We start from the raw sequence: 24,041 nt of genomic DNA on the forward strand, positions 1-24,041 counted from the left end.
CACAGATCAGGCCTGCTGCCGTCCGGGGGTCAGGCTCCGGCCGCCGCTCCGGTCGCCGGGAGGTGCAGGCGCTCGCGGATGAAGCGCACGCCCGCCTCCGCGTCGTCGACCGTGATGGTGAACGTCCTGCCGTCGCCGAGCCGGAGCACCAGACCCTCGCCCCTGCGGACCACCACGGCCGTGCCCTGCTCGGGGCGCCAGCGGTAGCCCCAGCCGCCCCACTGACGCGGGGTGACCTCGGGTGCGAACTCCGCGCCCACCACATGGGTGAGCAGGATCCGGCGGCGCGGCAGGCCCATGTGGCCGCAGCGCACCTCCAGGGCGTCCCCGTCGACCGTGACGGCCACGTTCACGAAGGCGAGCGTGCCGAACAGCATGAGCAGTCCGGCGGCGACACAGCCGATCACGGACATCAGCAGCGGGGCGATGCCGGAGGTCCAGTCGGAGCTCACGGCCAGTTGGACGCCGAGCGCCAGACAGGCGGCTCCGGCGACTGCGAGTACCCACTGGGCCCGGTTGGTGGCTCGGCCGACCCAGACGGCGGAGTGGGGGTCGGATCCGGTGTGCCGGGGATTTCGGGAGTGGTCCCTCATGTCAAGCAGCGTACTCACATTTCCGCACGCCGGGGCTGGGTCGAACGGCCCCCGAGGGGTCAGCGGGCGGGGCTGACGGCGCCCAGCAGCTGCCCTTCGGCGTAGGTCAGAGCGGCTTTCGGCAGCTCGGCGGGGCGGCCGCCGATGAGCACGGCGAGAGCGGCGGACGGTTCGGCCGACGGAGCGGGTTCGGCCCCGATCCGGCGTAGTGCCTGGGCGGCGACGGCGCCGGCGGATCCGTGCAGCGCGACGGGCGGCAGACCGGGCTGCCGGACGGCGGCGCGGATGCGATCGGCGACCAGTTCGTAGTGGGTGCAGCCCAGGACCACGGCCCGGACGTCACGCGGGGTGAGCGCTGCGGCGGCGGCGACGGCCCGGTCGATCGCGGTCTCGTCGGCGTTCTGCACGGCGTCGGCGAGCCCCGGGCAGGGCACCTCGGTCACGTCGACGGAGCGGGCGAATTCATTGATGAGTCCGCGCTGGTACGGGCTGCCGGTGGTGGCGGGCGTGGCCCAGATCGCGACCGGGCCGCCGTCGGCGACGGACGGCTTGATCGCGGGGACGGTGCCGATGACCGGCAGCATGGGTTCGAGCGCGGCGCGGAGGGCCGGCAGGGAGTGCACGGAGGCGGTGTTGCAGGCGACGATCAGTGCGTCCGGCCGGTGGGCGGCTGCCGCGCGGGCCACATCGAGTGCGTGGTCGGTCACGTACTCGGGCGTACGCGGTCCCCAGGGCGTGCCTTCGGGGGCGTCGGAGGAGAGCACCAGATCGGCGTCGGGCCTCAGCCGGCGTACTGCGGCGGCTGCCGCGAGCAGGCCGATTCCTGAGTCCATGAGCGCGATCTTCACCCGGTCACCATAGTCGACCGCCCTTGCGGTTCCGTTCCGGTGGGGCAGACTGCGGCGAATGAGCGCCGTTGCCTGGATCGCCATGGGTTCGCTGGCCGCATGGGTGTGGCTGCTGCTGGGACAAGGATTCTTCTGGCGGACCGGCCAGCGGCTGCCCCGCCGCAGGGCCCCCGACCGATGGCCGTCCGTCGCGGTCGTGGTGCCCGCACGTGACGAGGCCGACATGCTGCCGGTGAGCCTGCCGTCGCTGCTGGCGCAGGACTATCCGGGCAAGGCGGAGATCGTCCTCGTCGACGACTGCAGCAGGGACGGGACCGGGGACATCGCCCGTGCGCTGTCCGTGCGGTACGGAGGACTGCCGGTGACGGTGGTGTCGCCGGGCGAGCCCGAGCCGGGCTGGACGGGCAAGCTCTGGGCCGTACGGCACGGGATCGCGCTGGCCCGGACCCGGGAGCCCGAGTATCTGCTGCTGACGGACGCCGACATCGCGCACGAGCCGGACAGTCTGCGGGAGCTGGTCGCCGCCGCCTTGTCGGGCGGCTTCGACCTGGTCTCCCAGATGGCGAGGCTGCGGGTGTCGAGTGTCTGGGAGCGACTGGTCGTACCCGCCTTCGTGTACTTCTTCTCGCAGCTCTATCCGTTCCGGTGGGTGAACCGGGCGGGCGCACGGACGGCCGCGGCGGCCGGTGGCTGTGTGCTGCTGCGGACCGGGGCGGCGGAGCGGGCCCGGGTGCCGGAGTCGATCCGGCAGGCGGTGATCGACGACGTGTCGCTGGCGCGGGCGGTGCAGCGCAGCGGCGGGCGGATCTGGCTGGGGCTCGCGGAGCGGGTGGACAGCGTGCGGCCGTATCCGCGGCTGGCGGATCTGTGGCGGATGGTGTCGCGGAGCGCGTACGCCCAGTTGCGGCACAGTCCGCCGTTGCTGCTGGGGACGGTGCTGGGGCTCGCGCTGGTCTATCTCGCGCCGCCGCTCGCGCTCGCCGCCGGGCTGCTGACGGGTGACCCGGTGGCGGCGTGGGTGGGCGGCGTGGCGTGGGCGGTGATGACCGGGACGTATCTGCCGATGCTGGGCTACTACCGGCAGTCGCTGTGGCAGGCGCCACTGCTCCCGTTCACCGCCGTGCTCTATCTGCTGATGACGGTCGATTCGGCGGTGCAGCACCACCGGGGCCGGGGCGCGGCCTGGAAGGGGCGTACGTACGCCCGTCCCGAGGCCGCGCCGGACCGGTGAGCGGAGCCGGTGGTGAGCCGATGGGTGCAGGACCGACCGGACCGCCGGGGGGTCATTTACGGCCGGGCGTCCAGTTCATGCCCCACCCATAGGCGTAGTCGATGGTGCGCTGCGGGCTCACTCCGCGCTCGGGGACGAGATAGCGGGCCTCGCGCTGCACCGTGAGGTCTCCCCCGTTGTTGGTCAGGAGCGCGAGTGCGCAGACGGTGGACGGGACGGTGCATTCGTCGAGCGAGAAGTCGATCGGCGCGCCGTGCTGGGGCTGGAGGGTGACGGTCGCGTGGAGATCGGCGAAACTCCGGGCGCCTTCATAGATGGTGACGAAGATCAGGACGCGCCGGAGCTTGTTCTTGTGGTCGAGGTTGACGGTGAGGTTCTCTCCGGTGTCGACGGCGCCGGTGCGGTCGTCCCCGTCGAGATGGATATAGGGAGGGTGGTGGAGAGCGCCGAACGCGTTTCCCAGCGCCTGCACGACTCCTTTGCGGCCGTCGGTCAGTTCGTAGAGAGCGCAGAGATCAAGATCGAGGTCCGAGTGGTTGGCGACCGCTCTGCCGAGTTTGCTTCCCCAGCCCTTGAACTGTTTGCGCACTTGCCAGTTGAGATTGACACGAAGCACTCCCGAAGTGCCGCCCTGTTTGGCGAGGGAGACCAACGGCGCGTCCTTGGTGAGAGTCACCTTGGACAGGCGGACGGGTGCGGCGGCGGGAGGTACGGAAGGTACCGGCGACGCCGTCGGAGGTGCCTGCGGGGCCGGCTGCCGATGGTCAACCCGTGTCGCACTCTGGGGCTGTTGAGGCGTTTGGGGTTGGTGATACGGCTGAGTCCGCTGGGGCTGCTGCGGTTCGTCGACGGAAATCCCGAAGTCGGTCGCGAGGCCTTCGAGGCCGGTGTCGTACCCCTGTCCGACGGCCCGGAATTTCCAGGCCCCCTGGCGCCGGTAGAGCTCCCCGAGGATGAAAGCGGTCTCGACCGTCGCGTCCGCGCTGTCGAAGCGCGCGAGTTCCCTGCCGTCGGCCGCGTCCGTGATCCGCACGTACAGCCCGGTCACCCGGCCGAACGTGCCGCCGTCCGCGGAGGCCGCCAGGACCACGCGGTCGATGGCCGGCTCGACGCGCGCCAGGTCGACAGCGAGGCTGTCCGTCATCCCGGCACCGGCGGCCCGCTTCCCCTCGTGGCGCACCGCGCCGGATGCGTGGGAAGGCTGGTTGTAGAAGACGAAGTCGGCGTCGCTGCGCACCTTTCCCGACACGAGAAGGAGCGCCGAGCCATCCACATCCGGTGTGCCCGGGGAGCTGCGCCACCCCAATTCGACCCGCACGGCCTGAGCCGCCACCGGAACATTTGCTCCTTTTAGCATGGTCATGCTCGCCCCCATCGCGAGTCCGGCTGCCCGAAATCTTTTCTCCGCCAACCTATTCCCCCGGACCGTCACAGGGACCACAGACATCCGGACCGGTCCTGCGATCCGCCGGTGACCGCCCGCGCTGCCCGGGCCGCGTCCGGGTGCCGCTCGGGCACGGCAGCTGGGCACCGTACGGCAAGGCGGAGTTCGGGATCTTTCGCGCGCAGGCGTGCCGGCTGCTGGGCGTCGCCCGCGTCCCGGCCGCGATCCACGGCAGGGGCGCCGCCGGCACCGAGACGTCTCGCGTGCGAGACACCGGCCCGGCCGCCGTGGCCGCTCTCGGCTGCAACCCGTTCAAGCGCGCGTGATCGCCGTCTCCGGCCGGCCGATCACCCGCCGTCCCGCCTCTGAAGCACTCGCAGGCCGTTGCATGAGGGTTCTACGGAGGACGAGTTCACCATTCCGCCACGATCTTACCGAAAGGCCTTCTAAGATCCCTGGCAAGGCGGTTCTCCGCATCTCGATGTACTCCCTCATGAGCAGGGCATCAGGCCCTTCTGACACGCTGAGAGCAGGAGATGGCATCTACGAATGAACAAGTGAAGGAAGCCGCGCCCGAGCCGCGTCGGCGGCGGCCGGGCATGCTCGGCCGCCGCACCGTCGGCTGCCTGGCCGCGCTCGCCTTGGGAATCGGCAGTGGCTCGTTAGCCATGGCGCCTGCGGCGCACTCGCAGGCGGAGGACGGGTCGGTGACGGTCCGGGTGATCCGGGCCGTGGACAACAGCGGCGTGTGGACACCCGCGCTGGAACCGGGCATCGCGGGCGTCAAGGTGACCCTCACCGACGACGCGGGTGCGGGCATCGAGGGGGTCACGGCAGCCGACGGCACCGTGACACTGACTCCGGCGGCGGGCAGGGCCACCAGCGGCAAGTACCGGGTGCAGGTGGTGAATCCGAAGCCGGGTGTGCTGTTCCCGGCCTTCGCCTCGCGCCAGGGACTGGACGGTGCGCCCAACCAGTTGAGCAGCAATGAGGAGTTCGTCGACCTCTCCGACGGGAAGAACGTCGCGTACACCACCGGGCTGTGGAGTCCGGGTGACTACTGCCAGAAGAACGCACCACTGGTGACGACCTGTCAGCCCACCACGCGCGAGGGCGGGACTCAGCGCACGCTGGTCTCCTTCCCGTACGACGCTCGCGGCCAGGACGGCGTCGACATCGACGTCACGAACGTAGCCACCAACGCCGAGACCGGCACACTGTTCGGCATCGCGTGGAACAAGGCCGACAAGCGGGTGTTCTCCTCAGCGCTGGCCAAGCGCACCACGGACTACGGTCCGGGCGGCGCCGGGGGGATCTACGTGACCGACCTCGCGCAGAAGAAAACCACGCTGTTCACCGTCGTCCCGGACGCGGGGACGACGGCGCACGGGTCGGGTACCGACGACGCCTTCCTTGCCGTACCGGGCAAGGAGAGCCTGGGCGGCATCAAGATCACCGATGACGGCAAGGACCTGTTCGTCGTCAACCTCAACAACCGCAAGCTCTACCGCTACGACGCCACGGCGGCGACCGCTTCGGCGCCGAAGGCTGTCTACGGCATCCCGGACCCGGGCTGTCCGGCGGCGGTGGACTGGCGCCCCTTCGGCCTCGGCCTGCAGGACGGCGTCGGCTACCTCGGCGGCGTGTGCTCCGGCGAGTCCACCGGGAAGGTCTCGGACCTGCGCGCGGTGGTCATGCCCTTCAACCTCGCCACCGGAGCGTTCCGCGAGGCGGTGCTGGACCAGCCGCTGGACTACCCGCGCCAGTCCACGGTTGGCGGTGGCCCATGCGACGGCGCGGGCTGGTTCCCCTGGACCAACACCTTCCCGACCTCTCAGAACGGTCAGGCCTGCCGGAACTATCTGGCCCAACCCGAACCGGAGTTGGGCGAGATCGGCTTCGAGGCCGACGGCTCCATGCTGCTGGCCTTCCGTGACCGCTTCGGCGACCGCGCCCCGGCCGGTCCCACACCCAGCACACCCGGCAACGTCATGTCAGGCGGCGACCTGGACAAGGCATGCCTGGCGGGTGGGGTGTACGTGATGGACACCAACAACGGCTGCGGGCTTTCCCCCCGGGGCACCCGCTTCTTCGACACCAGCCGGATGGCCTCCCACCACAACGCGGGCTTCGCGGGCATGGCGCTCTCCAAGGTCGAGAACACCATCGCGACCTCCGGCTTCGACACCAACAGCACCGCCTTCGGGTACGGCACCGCCTTCGTCCAGCGCGACGGAAAGCAGGACCCGAAGGGCGGCCTGCGCCTCAACCCGCCCGGCACCGTGGCCCCGTTCGGCAAGGGCGCCTCGATGGGCGACCTGGAGGTGCTCTGCGACCAGGCCCCGCTTCAGATCGGCAACCGGGTCTGGTACGATCCCGAGCGCAAGGGCATCCAGAACCCGGGCCAGCGCCCGGTCGTGGGCGCGACCGTCAATCTGTACGACGCGTCGGGCAAGCTCCTGGGGACGACCGAGACGACGGCACGTGGCGAGTACTACTTCGACGACTCCAATGTCACCGGTGGCCTCCGGCCGAGGACCAAGTACACCATCCGCCTCGACAAACCGGCCGACTACGCCAAGGGCGGCCCGCTCCACCAGTGGGTGCCCACGGACGCGGATGTCGGTGACAACCACTTCATCGACTCCAAGGGAATCGTCCCGCGCGACGCAAAGTTCCCGGAGCGGGCGCTGACCACCGGCGGGCCCGGGGAGAACGACCACACCTACGACTTCGGATTCCGGCAACAGGAAGGCGTGCTGCGCCTGGTCAAGCACGACCAGGACGGCAGAGCGCTGGCCCGGGCGAAATTCCAGCTGTGGAAGGAGACGAACGGCTCCGACGAGTTGCAGACCACCGGGGCGGAGCCGGACACGAGGGTCGGCAAACCCTGCATGACCGGAACCGACGGCATCTGCCGGGGCACCGGCGCACCGGGCACGTACTACTGGCAGGAGGTCAGCCCGCCCACAGGTTACGCCGCACCGGACGTGGCCGTTTTCGGGCCACTGGTGCTGAACTCCGACAACCTCGACGACGGGGTCTCGGTGACAGCCGTCAACCGGCGGCTTCCCACCACCGAGCCGACGCCGAAGCCGACGACGCCGGCTCCGAACACACCGGGCGATCCGGGTTCGCCGGGGGCTCCAGGCACACCGGGTGCACCCGACCACTCACCCGACTCGGGACTGGCTTCCACCGGCATGAGCCAGGTGGTTCCGCTGGCCCTGGCCGGCTGCGCCGCGCTCACAGCCCTCGGTGCGGCACTGGTCGTACTGATGCGCAGGCGAAGGGCGCAGCACCGCTGACCCCTGAGCGGGGCGACCGGCACCGGTGACCCTCCGGGCCGGGTCGGGCGGGTTCGCGGACCAGCGGTTCGCGAACCCGCCCTCCTGTGTGACCGACCGATGAGAGAAGGCGACAGCATGGCCCGGAAGAGGAAGACCGACGGCCGTACGCCGCGTCGGGCCCTCTGGTTGAGAACACTGATCGCGATCGCGGCGTGCGGCGCCGCAGTGGGCGGCCTGGCCGCCTACCGGACCTACTCCGACGACACCACCACCGAGCGGCCGGTGACGATGGAGGAGGCGTCCAGGCTGGCGCTGTCGCGGCTGAATCTGTACCGGGCCAGTCCCGTGGCGGTGACCCTGACAGCCCGCGAGGGCGGCGGAGTGGTGGTGCGGGTCAAAGGGGTCGTGGACTACCGGACCCACCGGGCCGTGGGGAGCTACCAAGTCACCGGACCCTCCGGTTCCTCCGGCACCTCCGGGCCTGCCTCCGGGCCTGCCTCCGGGCCTGCCGCCAAGCAGCTGGACCACGGACTGATCGTCTGGGACACCGGCGGCCTCGGCCTGGCCCCCGTGCCCAAGGGCGACCACAGACCGGCCTGGCAGCAGGCCGAGCACATCCCGCGCTCGGGCTGGTCCGCGCGCTCGTACACGTCCGATCCCCTGGACGCCGGGCTTCAGCTGCTGATCGAGCTCGGCGCGGACCGCCCTGACAACCCGCTGTTGCTCGCCCAGTCCGGGGCTCGCCGGCTGGAGCGTGATCGCATCGACGGCCGCGGCTACGACCGGTTCGCCGGGCCGCGCGCCCAGGGCACCAAGCCCGGTGCGGGTTCCGACGGCGGACGGTCGCCGCTGACGTACTGGGTCGACAGTGACGGCGGCCTGCGGCGGGTGACGATGCGGATGCCGGGCCTGGGGACTCCGACCACCGTGGAGTTCTCCGGGCGCGAGGGCCGCGCGAAGCTCCCCGAGGCGCCATGGGGCACCGGCTGACATCCCGGTGCCGATGCGCCCCGGCTTCCGCGGTTGCCGACGGCTCTCCGTGACCCGCCCTTCGGGGCGGGTCACGGAGAGCGGGGGCCGAGGCCACGGCAGCGCCACGCTCAGCGTGAGCGCGGCACGGCGTCCACGTTCTTCGGGAGCGGATACGCGGCCGCGTCGACGGCCCCCGGCAGGCCGGTCGCCGGGCTGCCCGGGGCCATCGGGTCCGGCATGGACGGCTGGGCGGGTGGGGCCGGTACCTGGCTGAACGGGACGCCGGGCGGCGCCTGCACCGACGCGGTCCGGCCGGTGGGCAGCGCGCCCCGGCCGCGGGTGCCACAGCCCGCCCGGCCTTCCAGGCCGTTCGGGCTCTGGGTGTCGGGCCGGTTGCCCGCGAAACAGTTGCCGGGGTCGGCCGAGGCCAGCACGAGGTCGATGCCGTTGCCGGTGGTGCGGTTGTCCTCGACGTGATTGCCGCTCGCCGGATGCCCCGGCGGGTCGGTGACGACCACTCCGGCCGCCCGGTTGCCCCGGACGAGGTTGCGCTGGACGCGGTTCGCGGTACCGCCGCCGATGCCGATGCCGATGCCGAAGCCCCCGTCCGCCTGCTCGGGCGTGTCGGCGGCGTTGTTGTCGGCGACCACGTTGCCCGCGATCAGCGCGCCGTGCTGCGGCGCGAGAGCCTCCAGATCGTTGGAGTTGACTGTGACGCCGACCCGGTTGCGGGCGATGCGATTGCCCAGCACCGACAAGCTGTCCGAGGCATTGGTCAGTTCGATGCCGACCGCGTTGCGCTCCACGATGTTGCCACGCACAACGGTGCCACAGGGCTTGCACTGGCCGACGTAGATGCCGGAGTCGGCGTGCCCGGAGGCGTAGGAGTCCTCGATCACGCCGTCGCGCGCGTCAAACGCGTAGATGCCGTACAGGCCGTTGTTGTATGCCGTGACCCGGGTCGCGCGGAAGCCCCGGACTGCAGGGAAGCGGGTGGTGTCCAGCGGGTCGTAGGCGGAGCCGCCGGCGCCGCGCTGCTGCAACCGCTCGTCGGTGACGCCCGTGAACAGCACGCCGTTGGCGAGGTAGCCGTGCACGGTGAGGTTCTCGACCACCGAGCCGGCGCCGGTCACGGTGATGCCGTTGGCCAGACGCACACCACCGTCGAAGACCACCTTGTTGCGGTCCGTTCCGCGCAGCACCAGGCGGGGCTTTGTGACGCGCACGCTCTCCCGGTACACACCCGGTCCGATCAGCACCGTCTCGCCCTCACGAGCGGCGTCCACCGCCTGCTGCACCGAGGGGAAATCCTGCGGGACGCGCAGTACGCTCCCTGGCGGATGCCGCGCATCGTCGGACGTCGACCCCGTGCCGGAGCATCCGGTGGCTGCCAACGCGACCGAAACAACCAGTACCGACAGACGCAGCGCCGCCCGGAACACCGCCGTCGGGACCACCGAGCGGTTCAACAGGCTTTCTGCATACAGCGTTTGCATGGCAGATGTTTTATCGTCTCCAATAGGCCTATGCCCACTGAACAGGGAAATGCGCAGGATCCATCGCGACCCGCGGCAACCGGTCTCGGGCGGCGTCGGGCACTGCTCGCAGCAGGAGCGGTACTCGCCGCCGGGGTCGGCGCGGCAGCCGGCGAACTGGCGAGAGGTGACCGGACAACCAGCCGTGCCACCAGCGGTGCGCCGCCGGCCGAGGCCGCGATTCCCTTCCACGGTTCCCGACAGGCAGGTGTGACGGCTCCCCAGCAACCGGCGACGCACCTGCTCTCCTTCGACCTCCCCCCGGCCTCGGCCGCCACCGGCCGGAAAGCCCTTCGCAGCGTCCTCGGCGCGCTGACCAGCACGCTCGCCACCGCAGCCTCCGACGCCCCGCCGGACCCGCGGCTCCAGGGCGGTGGTACGACCCGGCTCAGCTCTCTGGTCGGCATCGGCCCCACTCTCGCCGCCCGGCTCGACCTCAACGTACCTGCATCGCTCGGGGAGTTGCCGCCGTTCCCCGGCGACCGCCTCGACCCGCGCCGCAGCAACGGCGATCTTCTTGTCCAACTGTGCGCGGCCGACCGCTGGACGCTCACCGTCGTTGCCGAACTCGTCGGCAGGGCCACACACGCCGCCGGCGCCGTGCCGCGCTGGACCCAGTCCGGCTTCCTGCCCCAGACGGCCCCGGGCACCACCCCACGCAACTTGTTCGGCTCCAAGGACGGCACCGCCAACCCCGATCACGCGGCGGCCGAGCAGTGGGTCTGGGGCCCACCCGGAGCCCACGGGGACAGCACCGTTCTGGTCTACCGCAGGATCCACATGGACATCACCGGCTTCGCGGCCCTCTCCGAGGGCCGGCGCGACCGGGTGATCGGCCGCCGTGCCCACGACGGCGTCGCCCTCAGTGGCACCGCCGAGCACGACGAGCCGGACATCTACGCCAAGAACCCCGACGGTTCCTACGTCATCCCCGCCACCGCCCACGTGCGTCTCGCCAGCCCCCGCTTCGACGGCGGTGCCCGTATGCTCCGCCGCAGTTACAGCTACGACGACGGCCCGACCGACCGCGGCCTTCTCTTCTGTGCCTTCATGCGCAACTCCGCCCAGTTCACCCGCGTACAGAACCGCCTGGCCGCCGGCGACGCCCTCACCCCGTTCCTCCAGCACCGGGCCTCGGCCGTGGCCTACGTCCTGCCCGGCGCCGCGTCCGACGGGACTCTCGGCGAACAGCTCTGGACATGAAGTGCGCCTCACTCCCTCCGCTCGGAAATGCCCAGAAAATGCCCCGAAACGGCTTTTCAGAGATGGATACCGGCCGGCCAGCGGTCCACGCGTGGTGGCCGCTCGCCGTCCGCACCGCCTCGCGCGGCCGGCCCTGCAACCGGTCCACCCCTGTTGCCCGCTACGGATCCGGCGCGTTCCAGGGGACGCATGACCGGAGCCGCGTCAACCGCGCCGGCTCCCGTGAGCGTGCTGTCGATCGCATAGTGGAGTCCTGGACCGTGAAGTGCAGCCACTCCTCCGGCATTACGCCGGGCTTCGCCGTACTCGGCGAGCAGCTCGTGGTGGGCGCAGGTGTTCTCACGGAACTCGGGGTTCTCGCTGAACAGGACGAGGATGATTGGGCAGGGGCCTCTGCCGTTCCAGATCTTGCGGGGCGAAGAAATTCTCCATAGGCGTGCTCATAGGGGCCCTCCGACGAAAAAGCCCCGCGACCAACGAAAGCTTTATCGTTGTCTTAGCAGGTCAGGCCGGCAGAACCAGCGTAAAACGGAAGACCCCGAGATTGGGACTCCCCAACCAGCACATCGTGGGCTTAACTTAGGTGTCATGACCTCCCCCCGCTCCACATACGGCGGCGGCTACTACGCCGCACCGTCGTTCGCCGACACTCCGATCTACGACTCGCTGGTCGCGGAGCGGGGCACTCCTCAGATCGCTCCGATCCGAGTGCCTGCCGCCTATGACACCGGCAACAACTATCTGCCGGCGCTCCCGGCGGCGCTGCCGGCTCTTCCCGCGGCACCTTCGCAGCCCGGTCCGTCGTACGGCTACCAGCAACCGCCTGCTCAGCAGGGTTACGCGCCGATGCAGCCCGCGCAGCTGCAGCACGCCCCGGCGCCGTACATCCCGCAGCAGCCGACCGCGGCCCGCGGCGGGTATCAGGCGCCTCATCCGCAGCATCAGCAGCGGCCCACGCCGGGCACCGGTTACGAGGCGATGCGCCCGGCTTCACCACGCCCGGCGCCGCGCCCGGCCCCGGCGCCCTCGCCCTCGCCCTCGCCCTACGAGGACCCGTACAACCGCCCGTACCAGGGCCGGGGTTACTGAGCCGGGGGTACCGGGCCGGAGTTCACGCACGGTCGCACCAAGTCGTCGTCGGGCCATGGGGACTCGACGGCGGCTTCGTGCGTTCCCGGACCGGACGGGCCGTCAGTCCGGCCGGGGGGGAACTCACGGGGCTGGTCCGTGCGTTGGTCGGGGTGAAGTTGCTCTCTCTTCGCTCCTTCCGCGCGTGAAGCGTGCCGTACCGGGCCAAGACGGATACGGGAAGGGGGTGCAGGACTGTGCGAGCGGTTACGGGCGTGTGGCGCTGGCGGCGCAATCCCCTGCGCCGCGCCACTGACCGGCGCGAGGCACGGGTGGCTCTTGTCGCGTTGCTCCTCATGGTGCTGGCGGCGCCGGCACTGGGCTGGGTGTGCGGGGTGCACACCGACGACGCCCTGCAGAAGTCTGTGCGGGCCCAGCGGGCCGGACGTCAGGCAACCACCGCTGTCGTGGTGCGCCGGTCACCGGGAGCTCGTTTCGTCACCGATCCCGGGACATCCTCGGAGCACGCCTCGCAGACCTCGGTGGTGGCGCGCTGGAAGGCCCCGGACGGCACGGACCGCCGCGGCACGGTGATGACCTCCCCCCGGAGGACCGGCCCCGGCTCCGAGGTGGAGATCTGGACGGACCTCGACGGCCGTCCCGTACAGCGCCCCATGGACGCCGCGACCGCCCGCACCCATGCGGTGCTGGCCGGGCTGGGGGCGACGCTGCTCGGCGTCGGACTGATCGAGGGCGTACGGCAACTGACCGTCCGGCACATGATGCGACGGCGGTACACCCTGATCGACCAGGACTGGGCCAGAACCGGTCCTGACTGGGGCAGGACGGGGGCCGGCAGCTGATCAGGTGCTGATCGGGTCAACTGCCGCCCGCCTCTCGCGCTACGGTGGACCGGCCCGCCCGCTCTTCCCGGTGGGCGGTCCCGGGATTCACCGCTGCCGGAAGGCCGGCGACACGGGCATCACGCACGCACGAGGTGGGGGCACAACAGCGCCATGGCACAGGGCACGGTCCAGGTGACGCACACCGGAACATCGCGGTGGCGGCGCCGCACAGGCGAATACGCCACCCTCACCGCGGCGCTGGAGGCCGCGGCAGACGGCGATGTCCTCACCATCGCCCCCGGCACCTACCGGGAGAATCTGGTCCTGCACCGCGCGGTGACGCTGCGTGGCTCCGAGGGGACGGTCGGCTCCGTGCGCATCGCCCCGGCCGACGGGGTGCCGCTGACCGTACGCGCCTCCGCCGTCGTCTCGGACCTGCATGTGGAGGGCCAGGACTCGACGGCCCCCGCGCTGCTGGTCGAGGACGGCGCGGCGGAGATCGCGGACCTGCGGATCGTCACCCGTTCCGCCGCCGGGATCGAGGTGCGCGGGGCGGCCCGGCCGACCGTGCGCCGCTGCACGGTCGACAATCCCGCCGGGGTCGGCATCGCCGTACTCGACGGCGCGGGCGGCGTGTTCGAGGAGTGCGAGGTCGTCTCCGCCGGTCAGTCCGGTGTCTCCGTGCGTGACGGCGCGCATCCCCGGCTGGAGCGCTGCCGGATCCACCACGCTTCGGGGTCGGGGCTGAACGTCACCGGAGAGGGCAGCGGTCTGGAGGGCGTCGGCTGCGAGGTGTACGAGATCAAGGGCAGCGGGATACAGGTGACCGCCCGTGCGGCCGCTCACCTCACCGAGTGCACGGTGCACCGCACCTCGGCGGACGGCGTCACACTCGACACCGACGCCGTGCTGACGCTCGCCGACTGCGACATCCACGACATCCCGGAGAACGCCGTGGACCTGCGCTCCCGTTCGGTCCTCACTCTGACCCGGTCCACGGTGCGCCGCTTCGGCCGCAACGGCCTCTCGGTCTGGGACCCCGGTACCCGCGTCGACGCCAACCAGTGCGAGATCCACGACAGTACGGGCGACTACCCGGCGGTCTGGGTGAGCGACGGGGCGACCGTGATACTGGACTCCTGCCGGGTCCACGACGTACCGGACGCCATCTTCGTGCTCGACCGGGGTTCGCGCGCCGATGTCGTCGACAGCGATCTGTCCCAGGTCCGCAACACCGCGGTGTCGGTGAGCGACGGGGCGACCGCTCAGCTGGACGACTGCCGCATCCGTGAGGCGTCCACCGGTGCCTGGTTCCGCGACCACGGCAGCGGAGGCACTCTCAACAACTGCACCATCGACACGGCGCAGACCGGAGTGATCGTCACCAAGGGCGCCGACCCGACGATCGAGCGTTGCACGGTCACTTCGCCCGCCGAGGCCGGTTTCTACGTCTCCGCCGAGGGCCGCGGCACGTTCAACAGCTGCCGGGTCACGGGCAGCGACGGCTACGGCTTCCATGTGATGGACGGCTGCCGTACGACGCTGACCCGTTGCCGCACCGAGCGGTGCGCGCGCGGCGGATACGAGTTCGCCGAGCCGGGCGCCGCGCACGGCGACGGCCAGGGGACCGGCCCCGTCGTGGAGGACTGCACGAGCGACGAGAGCGGGCTGCGCGCCCCCGCTCCCCCGGCGCCCGCCATGCTGACGGCGACCCAGTCGGCCCCCGGGCTGTTCGGTGGCCTTCCCGGACAGCGTGCCGTGGAGCCCGCCCCGGCCGAGGCGCCCGCCACCGCGCCGGCGCGCGCTTCGGACGCGGTGCTCGGGGAACTGGACGCGCTGGTGGGCCTGGACAGCGTCAAGCGGGAGGTGCGCGCCCTCACCGACATGATCGAGGTGGGGCGCCGGCGCCAGGAGGCCGGGCTCAAGGCCGCGTCGGTGCGGCGCCATCTCGTCTTCACCGGCTCCCCCGGCACCGGCAAGACCACCGTGGCCCGGCTCTACGGCGAGATCCTTGCCTCGCTCGGGGTGCTGGAGCGGGGCCATCTGGTCGAGGTGTCACGTGTCGATCTGGTCGGTGAGCACATCGGCTCGACCGCCATCCGTACCCAGGAGGCCTTCGACCGGGCGCGCGGCGGGGTTCTGTTCGTCGACGAGGCGTACGCCCTGTCGCCGGAGGACTCCGGCCGGGACTTCGGCCGGGAGGCGATCGACACGCTGGTGAAGCTCATGGAGGACCACCGCGACGCGGTGGTCGTCATCGTCGCCGGCTACACCCATGAGATGGAGCGGTTCCTCACCGTCAACCCCGGGGTGGCGTCACGTTTCTCCCGGACCATCACCTTCAGCGACTACGAGCCCGCCGAGCTGCTGCGGATCGTGGAGCAGCAGGCCGACGAGCACGAGTACAGCCTGGCCTCCGGGGCCGGGGAGGCGCTGCTGAAGTACTTCACCGAGCTCCCCAAGGGGCCGGCGTTCGGCAACGGCCGCACCGCGCGCCAGACCTTCGAGTCGATGGTGGAGCGGCATGCGGGCCGGGTCGCCCAGCTCACCGAGCCGAGCACGGACGACCTCACCCTGCTCTATCCCGAGGACTTGCCGGAACTGCCCTGAGTCCGCGGGACCCCCGAGCCTTCCTCCCCGTCGGCCTGGCGGGGCAGGACCGGGTCCAGCCGCTCCAGCAGCGCGGCCCGTTCCTGCGCGAAGACCGGGTCGGCCTGGTAGTCCGAGTGTCCCAGGACGGCTTCGGGCAGCGGATGTTCGGGGGTACGTCCGTAGACCAGGGGGTCCTTCAGCGGCCCGCGGTCCACCTCGGGACCGGGTCCCTCGTCGAGCCGGACCCGGCCGCCGATCGGGTCGGTGGCCCGCCACAGGTTGCGCCAGCAATGCACGGACCGGTGCAGCGCGTGCAGCGGTCCGGGGCCGAAGTAGGCCGGGAACCAGCGCGCGTACAGCCGCTCGATCGGCGAGCCGTAGGTGAGCAGGGCGACCCGGCCGCGGGTGTGGGCGGGCAGCTGCCAGACCGCGGATGCCGCGAGGACGCTCCCCTGGGAGTGTCCGGAGATGACGAGTCTGCCGCGGGTGAGACCGGTCCAGCCGGACATCCGTGACGCCAGGTCGGGGACGGCACGCTCGGCATAGCAGGGCGGCGCGAAGGGGTGGGCGGCGCGCGGCCAGAACGTGCCGACGTCCCAGAGGATGCCGATGGTGCGCCGGGCGGAGGCGTCACGGTAGGCGCGGCGGCCCCAGGTGACAAAGAGTATGAAGCCGAGTCCGACCATCCAGGAGCCGGTCGACTGCGCGGCCTGGGCGACGGACTCGATGAACGCGCCGTTGCCCTTCATCGCGATCCCGGGCACCTCTCCGCTCGCCCAGGCCCCGCCGACCGCTGCCGCACCGAGCAGCAGGGTGGCGCCGCAGACCGGGCCGAGGATCCAGGGCGCGGAATCGGTGAGGGCTGCCGTTGCCTGGATCCGGGCGATCTGCCGGGTCCTGGCGGGCTCCGGCCGCTCCTCCTCGTACTCCTGGTCGATGCGGGGCTCCAGGGCGCGGGCGGACTGCCAGGTCCGGACGAGCAGCAGGAGTGCCGGGACGGCCAGCAGCACCAGGAGCACGGGGATGACCGATGCCTGCCAGCTGAGCAGCACCGGCGGCCCCTCGATGACGGAGCTGCGGCCCATGCCGGGGGTGCCGGGGCCGTCGAACCAGTCGGCGACGCGCTGGGAGACCCCGCCGCTCATGACGCCGCCGAGGGCGCAGGCGAGCATGGCGACCACGGGGCCACCGAGTCCGAACATGACGGTGCGGGGTTCGGGGGTCCGGCGGTACAGGCTCAGTGACACAACGGCGAGTACGACGACGAGTACACCCTGGCCGAGGGTGATGACGCTGAAGACGAGATCGCCGGGCAGGGAGCCGGACGAGACCCAGTCGGGACGGGGCCAGGCCGCGTACACGGCGGCGAGGACGAGCAGGGCCAGGGCGGCGCCGGGCAGGTAGGTGATCAGGGCGCGGTCGAGCCGGTTGTCGAGACGCCGTTCGCTGCGGCCCCGCCGGCAGACCACCCAGAGCACCACGATCCCGCCGAGCACCAGTGCCGCCTCGATCAGCCGGCCGAGGAGGCCGGGCACGGGGCCGGTGACGGAGCGGTCGTGGCGGGCCGCGGCGCCCGCGACCGACGCGGCGACGGTCAGGAATCCGGCGGCGGTGTGGGCGGCGCGCAGCCGGGCGACCAGCCGGCGGCCGTACCAGAATCCGGGCCGGCCGAGGGCGGGGCGGCCGATGGGCGCGGTGCCGGTGGTGACCGGGGCGGGCGCGGGCGCGGGCGCCGGGTCGATCTCGTCGTCCGGTTCGGTTCCGGTGAGCGGGCGCTGTGATTCGTAAGCGCTCCAGGTCCGGTTGGACAGGAACCAGAGGAGCCCCACCAGGGCGGTGGGCACCAGGGCGGCGAGGGCGAGTCTGCGGCCCGGCTGGGACCACCAGCCGCCCTGCGCCGTCGACAGGAAGCCGAGCCAGGACCGCCGGTTCGAGCAGTCCGGTGCGCCGGCGCACTGCCAGGCCGCCAGATCGAGCGCGACCTCGCAGGCCGCCGCGGTCAGCAGGACCGTGAGGCTGAGCGCGACGAGCCGGACGAGGACGCCGTACAGGCGCACCGTGCGGGTGCGGGATCGGGCGGTGGGGCGCATCCAGTGGGCGAGGTTGACCACCATGAACGGGAGCAGGAGCAGCCACAGGGCACGGGAGCCGTTGCCGGAGGTCAGGTTGGACCAGCAGTAGGCCTCGGGGATGGGCCGGTCGCGGTACCGCTCGGGGTGCTGTTCGGCGTCCGTGTCCTCGGCCCGCCGGTAGATGGCGGCGGTCGCGTCGCCGGTGATCCGGACCGTACGGGGATCGTCGAGCATCTCCTGGGGGGTGGCGCCGCCCACGCCGTGGACCAGCAGTTCCAGCGCGGGCCCCGGACTCTGCGGGGCCTGGGTGGCAGGTGGCACTGGAGTGACTCGCTCTCTCTTTTGTGGGGGGAGTGTTGATGGATGGTCATCAGAATCGTGGCAGACGGCCAGTGGCCGTACCCCTCTCACGGAATCTCCCCAGTGCGGCGGCCGGCGACACCGCGTGGCAGGATGAGCCCGTTCGAAGAGACTGCTGCACGGCCAGAGGGAAGGACCGGATCCGGCGTTGAGCGAGAATCAGAACCTGCTCGCGGAGCAGCGGCGCGCCCTGATCCTCGACGAGGTCCGCAGGCGCGGCGGGGTCCGGGTCAACGAGCTGACCCGCAAGCTGAACGTCTCCGACATGACGGTCCGCCGCGACCTGGACGCGCTGGCCCGCCAGGGGGTCGTCGAGAAGGTGCACGGCGGGGCCGTTCCGGTGGTCGAGGCCAGTACGCACGAGCCCGGGTTCGAGGCCAAGTCGGCGCTGGAGCTGACCGCCAAGGAGGACATCGCGCGGGCGGCGGCGGCCATGGCGGTTCCCGGCAGTGCGATCGCGCTCTCCGGCGGCACGACGACATACGCGCTGGCGCAGCAGCTGCTGGACGTACCGGACCTGACAGTGGTGACCAATTCGGTGCGGGTCGCCGATGTCTTCCACGCCGCGCAGCGGCCGGGGGGCGCGGCCGGAACACGGCCCGGGGCCGCCACGGTGGTGCTCACCGGTGGGGTGCGGACTCCTTCGGACTCGCTGGTCGGTCCGGTCGCCGATCAGGCGATCGCCTCCCTCCACTTCGATGTGCTGTTCCTCGGGGTGCACGGGATCTCGGTGGAGGCCGGGCTCTCCACGCCGAATCTGGCGGAGGCCGAGACCAACCGCCGTTTCGTCCGGTCGGCCAGGCGGGTGGTGGTGGTCGCAGACCACACCAAGTGGGGAACGGTGGGCCTGAGTTCGTTCGCGACGCTGGAGCAGGTGGACACGTTCGTGACGGACTCGGGGCTTTCGGCCGCCGCCCGTGAGGAGATCGAGGAGCAGCTGCCGGGCCTGGTGGTGGCGGGCCGGACCGGGGACACCGGCGCCTGAGCCGGCCGGCCGTGCGCGGATTCCGTTCGGCTCGTGCCGGACGGTGCGCGAGGCCGGGACCTTGCGGCAAGCCCTTAGGATCGTGGTGTGGCCGTCTTCCGGATCGAGCGTTGCACCTCCCTCCCCGCCGCCGAGTCCTGGCGCCGGGTGACGGACTGGGAACGGCACGCCGCGCATGTACCTCTGACCACGATCACCGTCCCCGCGGGTCTGCCGACGGGGGTCGGGACCGTCTTCGTGGCGCGCACCGGCCTGGGACCGCTGGCGTTCGACGATCCGATGGAAGTGGTGCGGTGGATTCCGCCGGCCGGCGGGCGCGCTGGGCTGTGCCGGCTGGAGAAGCGCGGTTCGCTGGTGCTGGGCCGGGCGTCGATCGATGTGTATCCGACGGATTCCGGATCCCATGTGGTATGGGTGGAGGAGCTGGGCGTTCGGTTGCTGCCGCGATGGGGTGACCCGCTGATCGCCGGGGCGGGCCGCCGGATCTTCGGCCGGGTGCTCGACAGCATGCTGGACCGTCCGGCGCGGCACTGTCCGTAGCGGGTGCGCCGGTTGGGGGCGCATCCGTGATGTCCGCACGGACGGCGACACCTGATGAAGCGTCAGCTATCGTGTGCGCGACCCCGTCCGCCGCCGACCGCACGGGAGGTGCGTTCCATGCCACGCCGACTCCGTTCCGTGGAACTTGAGTTCACTGAGACCGCTGCGCTGCGACTGGTCTTCGCCGCCGAAGTGTCCGCCGCTCCCGAGGAGGTCTACCGCGCGCTGGCCGACGACGTTCCGGGCTGGCCCGGCTGGTTCACGGCGGTGACGGCTGCCCGGTCCACCGAGGGCGGCGCGGGCCGCGAGGTCCGGCTCAAGGGCGGCTTCGTGATCCGCGAGACGATCATGGCGGCGGAGCCCGGCAAGCGGTACGCCTACCGGGCCGACCAGACCAACGCCCCTGGAATGCGGGCCCTGTTGGAGGAGTGGCGGCTCACCCCGGCCAGGACCGGGACACAAGTGCGGTGGACGTTCGCCGCCGACGGCTCCGCGCCCTTCCGATTCGCCCTGCGGCTGGCCCGGCCGGGAGTGGGCCGGTCCTTCCGGGCCGCGGTGCGGAACCTGGACCGGCGGCTGACCGGGTCCGTGGCCTGAGCGCCGCCGTGCCGAACGCACGCGGTTCGGTTCCGGCGGTCAGGGCCAGTTGCCGTCGGCCAGGAAGGAGTCGATGGTCGCGGCATGCGGGGCGATGTCCAGGCCCTGCTCGGCGAGCCAGCTGTCGGAGTAGTACTTGTCGAGATAGCGGTCGCCCGGGTCGCAGATCAGGGTGACGACGCTGCCCGCAGTGCCCTGCTCGACCATCTCTGCGACCAGTTTGAACGCGCTCCACAGCCCGGTGCCGGTGGAGCCGCCGGCCTTGCGGCCGATGGCGCTCTCCAGGGCGCGTACGGCCGCGATACTGGCCGCGTCCGGCACCTTCATCATCCGGTCGATGGCCCCGGGCACGAAGCTCGGTTCCATCCGGGGCCTGCCGATGCCCTCGATCCGGGAGCCGCAGTCGCTGGTGGCCAGCGGGTTGTGGTTGGTCCAGCCGTCGAAGAAGCAGGAGTTCTCCGGGTCGGGCACGCAGATCCGGGTGTCGAACTGCATGTAGTGCACATAGCGGGCGATGGTCGCCGAGGTGCCACCGGTTCCGGCCGTGGCGACGATCCACGTCGGTTCCGGATAGCGCTCCAGCCGCAACTGCTGGTAGATCGACTCGGCAATGTTGTTGTTGCCGCGCCAGTCGGTGGCCCGCTCGGCGTAGGTGAACTGGTCCATGTAGTGTCCGCCGGTCTCCGCAGCGAGCGTGGCGGACTCCTCGTACATCTTCCGCGAGTCGTCGACGAAGTGACATCGGCCGCCGTGGAATTCGATCAGCCGGCACTTCTCGGGGCTGGTGGTGCGGGGCATCACGGCGATGAACGGCACACCGATCAGCTTGGCGAAGTACGCCTCCGAGACGGCGGTCGAACCGCTGGACGCCTCGATCACCGGCTTGTCCGGCCGGATCCAGCCGTTGCAGAGCCCGTAGAGGAAGAGCGAGCGGGCCAGCCGGTGCTTGAGGCTGCCGGTGGGGTGGGTCGACTCGTCCTTGAGGTAGAGGTCGATGCCCCATGCCTCGGGCAGCGGGAAGCGCAGCAGATGAGTGTCGGCGGAGCGGTTGGCGTCGGCCTGGACCTTGCGCACCGCCTCCTTCAGCCAGGCCCGGTACCCGGCGTCGGAACGGTCGATGTCGATCGTCGCCGCGGTCTGACCGCCGGCTCCGTGCTTCTCGGTGCCCATCAGCACGCTCCTCCTCGTGTCACCGTCGCTCTCCACCACAACCTATTCCCCCTGCCTGCACAAACGTTCACTTTGATGCTCCATAGCCCTGCCTTGGCGTCAGCGGGCCGGCACCCCCGACTCCGACCGGGACGCGGCCTGGCGCGTCGCTCCCGGTTTGTGCAGACTTTCCCTTCAGAAGCGTTACGAAGGGGGCGAAGCAGTCATGCCGGAAACGGAGTTCAGTGCGACGGGGGTACGGATCGAGCGGTGGGCCCGCTCGCTCACGAGGGCCGGACAGGTGATCGTCAAGGACGGCAGACTGGCCCTGCTGACCAGCAACGGGCGGGAGATCGACAGCGCTCCGGTGGTGACGGTGAGTGCGGGCAGGCCGTGGTTCGCCGGGGCCGGCGCGACCGTGGCCCGCCTCAACGGGACGCGGTACCGGCTGACGATGGGGCAGCGCAACCGGGGGCCGGACCGGTCCGGGCCGGCCCGCCGGTTCCTGGAGACGCTGCGCAGCGCGGGCGGGCGGATGACCTGACGCGGTCGGCTGCACCGGGAGAGTGCAAGTTGCGGAGCCATGACCCCTGGGCGACATTGGACACGTCACTCATGGTTCACCGGCGGTGACACTGTGATCCATGCCGCCGGGGGCCGAATCAGCAGCCGGCCAGCTGCTGGATCCGTTCCTTCGTCTTCTTCCGGACCTATTTCGGGGAGTCGCAGCCGTGATCAGCGAGCCAAGCAGGCACTGCACGGTGGAGCTCCAGGCCCTGCCGTCGCGGATCGGACAGGTCCGCAGAATCATCTCGGCGCAATTGCGTTACTGGCATCTCGATCCTCTGATCGACCAGGCGGCGCTCGGCGTCACAGAACTGCTGACCAATGTCCACCGGCATGCCCAGCCGGACAAGTCATGCACCGTCGAGATAGAGCTGCTGCTCGAACGGCTGACGGTGTCCGTCCATGACCACGACCCACGGATGCCGACCATGCGCGAGCCCAGCGCGTCCAGTACCTCGGGGCGCGGGCTCGCGCTGATCGCCGCGGTCAGCGAGAGCTGGGGGGTCCGCCCGAGGGGCGGGGCCGGAAAGGTCGTCTGGTTCACCCTTCCGGCGCCGCCCCGGTGCGCTCCGTTCCCGCCCCACCCGGTGTACGGGGCCACCACGGACGGTCCGTTCGAGCTGAACGCCCTCACGTTCCTGGAGAGCGCCACGCCTTCCGCCGCGCGGTCGGCGGTGGTCGGCTGACGTGGGCTGATCGGCGGCGATGGCGCGGAGCACGTTCAGTCGCGCCGCCCGCCGGGCCGGCGGGTGCGGGGGCGGGTTCGGAGGCCGGCGCGGCAGTGGTCGTGCCCCGGGACTTCGGCCGCCCGGGGGTGCCGCTTCGGACCGGCGTACCTGGAGGGGCGGCAGCGGCTGCCCTCCCCCGCCCGGCCGCCCGTCACCGCACGGCATTGGCAGCGGTCCCGGGGACCGAGGAGCGTTTTTACTGCTCGGAGCCGTCAGGCCAGCGCGGCCAGCGGGTCGTCCAGCACCGGCTGCCAGGCCAACTCCGCTGCACCCACCAGGCTGTTGTGGTCGAGCGTGCACGGCAGGATCGGCACGCTGCCGCTCCGTCCCCACAGGCTGCGGTCGGCAACCACGGCACGCAGCCGTTCCGGGTCCGCGTCGAGCAGGGCGCGGTGCAGTCCGCCGAGGATGATGCGGTCGGGGTTGAGGATGTTGACCAGCCCGGCGAGCCCGAGGCCGAGCCGGTCGATCAGCTCCTCGGCCGCGCCGCGCACCGCCGCGTCCTCGTACTCCGTCCGCAGCAGATCCCCGGCCTGCTTGAGCAGCGACTCCTCGGGGCCCGGTTCGCGGCGGGCGGCGACGAGGAAGGCCAGCGGATCGGTCTCGACGTCCAGGCAGCCGCGCCCGCCGCAGTGGCAGGGGCGTCCCTCGGGGTTCACCGTGAGGTGGCCCACCTCCAGCGCGAGGCCCGAACTCCCGGCGTGCAGGCGGCCGTCGAGGACCAGGGCGCCGCCCACACCCCGATGGCCGGTTGCCACGCAGAGCAGATGCTGGGCGCCGCGGCCCGCGCCGTGCCGGTGTTCGGCGAGCGCGGCGAGGTTGACGTCGTTCCCGGTGAACGCCGGTCCGGGGATGCCCGCTTGGCGTACGCAGTCGGCGAAGATCTCGCTCACCGGGGCACCGGCCGGCCAGGCGATGTGCAGCGGGTTGAGCGCGGTGCCCTCCGGTTCGGCGACCGCTGACGGCACCGCGAGCCCCGCGCCGACGCAGTGCAGTCCGCTGTCGCGCAGCAATCGGGCGCAGTCGTCGACCACTTCGCCGATGACCTGCGCCGGGTCGGCGGTGACGGTGACACAGCCGGGAGCGGTGGCCACGAGCCGCCCGCCCAGCCCGACGAGCGCGGCACGGAATCCGTCGGCGTGCACCTGAGCGGCGATGGCGACCGGTCCGGACTCCCGGACCGACAGCCGGTGCGAGGGGCGGCCCTGCGAGCCGGCGGCGGAGCCCGGCCGGGAGTCGACCCGGATCAGGCCGAGCGCCTCCAGTTCCGCGGCGACCGCGCCGGCCGTCGCCCGGGTGACGCCGAGCTCGGAGGTGAGGACGGCGCGGGTGGGCGCGCGTCCGGTGTGGACCAGTTCCAGCGCGGGTCCGAGCGCGCTGCGGCCTCTCTCCAACTTTGTCCGCGTGGTGGACACCTTGCCGTTCATGGGGGCGAGTCTCCCATGGTCCGGAGGTACGCCCGACGCCCCGGTGGCGCGGTTG

Annotated in this window: 20 protein-coding genes; 13 read left to right on the top strand and 7 right to left on the bottom strand. The window is 71.5% G+C overall.

Annotation, left to right across the window (positions count from 1 at the left end; all coding sequences use genetic code 11):
* Positions 1 to 29: 29 nt before the first annotated feature.
* Together ACWCQ6_RS21595 and ACWCQ6_RS21600 are read right to left on the bottom strand one after the other, a co-directional pair.
* Positions 30 to 593 carry a hypothetical protein gene (locus ACWCQ6_RS21595; protein ID WP_451091463.1) on the bottom strand — a complete coding sequence of 188 codons (564 nt, stop codon included), beginning with the start codon at positions 591 to 593 and terminating at the stop codon, positions 30 to 32.
* Between the two features lie 59 nt (positions 594 to 652).
* Positions 653 to 1,441 (bottom strand): glutamate racemase, encoded by a 789-nt coding sequence (locus ACWCQ6_RS21600; protein ID WP_451091465.1) that lies wholly within the window; start codon positions 1,439 to 1,441, stop codon positions 653 to 655.
* Positions 1,442 to 1,499: 58 nt separating this feature from the next.
* Here ACWCQ6_RS21600 and ACWCQ6_RS21605 point away from each other — a divergent pair, with 58 nt between their 5' ends.
* Positions 1,500 to 2,672, top strand: a complete 1,173-nt coding sequence (locus ACWCQ6_RS21605) for a glycosyltransferase (protein ID WP_451091467.1) — start codon at positions 1,500 to 1,502, stop codon at positions 2,670 to 2,672.
* A 52-nt stretch (positions 2,673 to 2,724) separates the two neighbouring features.
* Here the strand turns inward: ACWCQ6_RS21605 and ACWCQ6_RS21610 are convergent, their stop codons facing one another.
* A complete protein-coding gene (locus ACWCQ6_RS21610) occupies positions 2,725 to 4,047 on the bottom strand; it encodes a TerD family protein (protein WP_451091529.1) in 1,323 nt (440 codons plus the stop codon).
* 128 nt (positions 4,048 to 4,175) lie between these two features.
* Here ACWCQ6_RS21610 and ACWCQ6_RS21615 point away from each other — a divergent pair, with 128 nt between their 5' ends.
* The 3 genes from ACWCQ6_RS21615 to ACWCQ6_RS21625 all read left to right on the top strand — a co-directional run bounded on the left by ACWCQ6_RS21615 (position 4,176) and on the right by ACWCQ6_RS21625 (position 8,336).
* The gene (locus tag ACWCQ6_RS21615; protein WP_451091469.1) at positions 4,176 to 4,382 is read left to right on the top strand and encodes a hypothetical protein; all 207 of its coding nucleotides are present in this window, start codon (positions 4,176 to 4,178) and stop codon (positions 4,380 to 4,382) included.
* Positions 4,383 to 4,613: 231 nt separating this feature from the next.
* Positions 4,614 to 7,364, top strand: coding sequence for an SdrD B-like domain-containing protein (locus tag ACWCQ6_RS21620; protein WP_451091471.1), 2,751 nt, complete (start codon positions 4,614 to 4,616; stop codon positions 7,362 to 7,364).
* A 117-nt stretch (positions 7,365 to 7,481) separates the two neighbouring features.
* Entirely contained in the window at positions 7,482 to 8,336 is an 855-nt protein-coding gene (locus ACWCQ6_RS21625) for a hypothetical protein (protein WP_451091473.1), read from the top strand.
* A gap of 110 nt (positions 8,337 to 8,446) precedes the next feature.
* Here ACWCQ6_RS21625 and ACWCQ6_RS21630 read toward each other — a convergent pair whose 3' ends face one another.
* Positions 8,447 to 9,814 (bottom strand): right-handed parallel beta-helix repeat-containing protein, encoded by a 1,368-nt coding sequence (locus tag ACWCQ6_RS21630; RefSeq protein WP_451091475.1) that lies wholly within the window; start codon positions 9,812 to 9,814, stop codon positions 8,447 to 8,449.
* 249 nt (positions 9,815 to 10,063) lie between these two features.
* On the opposite strand from ACWCQ6_RS21630, the gene ACWCQ6_RS21635 reads away from it, so the two are divergent.
* From ACWCQ6_RS21635 to ACWCQ6_RS21650, 4 genes are all read left to right on the top strand, one after another.
* Entirely contained in the window at positions 10,064 to 11,056 is a 993-nt protein-coding gene (locus tag ACWCQ6_RS21635) for a Dyp-type peroxidase (RefSeq protein WP_451091477.1), read from the top strand.
* 588 nt (positions 11,057 to 11,644) lie between these two features.
* On the top strand, positions 11,645 to 12,145 hold the full coding sequence (locus ACWCQ6_RS21640) for a DUF6643 family protein (RefSeq protein WP_451091479.1): 501 nt from the start codon (positions 11,645 to 11,647) through the stop codon (positions 12,143 to 12,145).
* Positions 12,146 to 12,381: 236 nt separating this feature from the next.
* A complete protein-coding gene (locus tag ACWCQ6_RS21645; protein ID WP_451091481.1) occupies positions 12,382 to 12,987 on the top strand; it encodes an Rv1733c family protein in 606 nt (201 codons plus the stop codon).
* 153 nt (positions 12,988 to 13,140) lie between these two features.
* Positions 13,141 to 15,579, top strand: a complete 2,439-nt coding sequence (locus tag ACWCQ6_RS21650; RefSeq protein ID WP_451091483.1) for a right-handed parallel beta-helix repeat-containing protein — start codon at positions 13,141 to 13,143, stop codon at positions 15,577 to 15,579.
* Here the strand turns inward: ACWCQ6_RS21650 and ACWCQ6_RS21655 are convergent.
* Positions 15,549 to 17,954: a hypothetical protein gene (locus ACWCQ6_RS21655; RefSeq protein ID WP_451091485.1), complete on the bottom strand. Its 2,406-nt coding sequence runs from the start codon at positions 17,952 to 17,954 to the stop codon at positions 15,549 to 15,551. The two genes, ACWCQ6_RS21650 and ACWCQ6_RS21655, sit on opposite strands and share 31 nt — an antisense overlap.
* A gap of 187 nt (positions 17,955 to 18,141) precedes the next feature.
* Here ACWCQ6_RS21655 and ACWCQ6_RS21660 point away from each other — a divergent pair, with 187 nt between their 5' ends.
* The 3 genes from ACWCQ6_RS21660 to ACWCQ6_RS21670 all read left to right on the top strand — a co-directional run bounded on the left by ACWCQ6_RS21660 (position 18,142) and on the right by ACWCQ6_RS21670 (position 20,115).
* Complete coding sequence (locus ACWCQ6_RS21660; RefSeq protein ID WP_451091487.1) at positions 18,142 to 18,978, top strand: DeoR/GlpR family DNA-binding transcription regulator; 837 nt, start codon at positions 18,142 to 18,144, stop codon at positions 18,976 to 18,978.
* Between the two features lie 87 nt (positions 18,979 to 19,065).
* Positions 19,066 to 19,518, top strand: coding sequence for an SRPBCC family protein (locus tag ACWCQ6_RS21665; RefSeq protein WP_451091489.1), 453 nt, complete (start codon positions 19,066 to 19,068; stop codon positions 19,516 to 19,518).
* A 117-nt stretch (positions 19,519 to 19,635) separates the two neighbouring features.
* On the top strand, positions 19,636 to 20,115 hold the full coding sequence (locus tag ACWCQ6_RS21670; protein WP_451091491.1) for an SRPBCC family protein: 480 nt from the start codon (positions 19,636 to 19,638) through the stop codon (positions 20,113 to 20,115).
* A 39-nt stretch (positions 20,116 to 20,154) separates the two neighbouring features.
* Here the strand turns inward: ACWCQ6_RS21670 and ACWCQ6_RS21675 are convergent, their stop codons facing one another.
* Entirely contained in the window at positions 20,155 to 21,285 is a 1,131-nt protein-coding gene (locus tag ACWCQ6_RS21675) for a PLP-dependent cysteine synthase family protein (protein WP_451091493.1), read from the bottom strand.
* A 205-nt stretch (positions 21,286 to 21,490) separates the two neighbouring features.
* On the opposite strand from ACWCQ6_RS21675, the gene ACWCQ6_RS21680 reads away from it, so the two are divergent.
* Positions 21,491 to 21,808 carry a hypothetical protein gene (locus ACWCQ6_RS21680; protein ID WP_451091495.1) on the top strand — a complete coding sequence of 106 codons (318 nt, stop codon included), beginning with the start codon at positions 21,491 to 21,493 and terminating at the stop codon, positions 21,806 to 21,808.
* Between the two features lie 217 nt (positions 21,809 to 22,025).
* Positions 22,026 to 22,517 carry an ATP-binding protein gene (locus tag ACWCQ6_RS21685; protein WP_451091531.1) on the top strand — a complete coding sequence of 164 codons (492 nt, stop codon included), beginning with the start codon at positions 22,026 to 22,028 and terminating at the stop codon, positions 22,515 to 22,517.
* A 254-nt stretch (positions 22,518 to 22,771) separates the two neighbouring features.
* Here ACWCQ6_RS21685 and ACWCQ6_RS21690 read toward each other — a convergent pair whose 3' ends face one another.
* Entirely contained in the window at positions 22,772 to 23,986 is a 1,215-nt protein-coding gene (locus ACWCQ6_RS21690; RefSeq protein ID WP_451091497.1) for an ROK family protein, read from the bottom strand.
* Positions 23,987 to 24,041 lie beyond the last annotated feature (55 nt).

This window comes from Streptomyces sp. NPDC001880 (assembly GCF_053594575.1).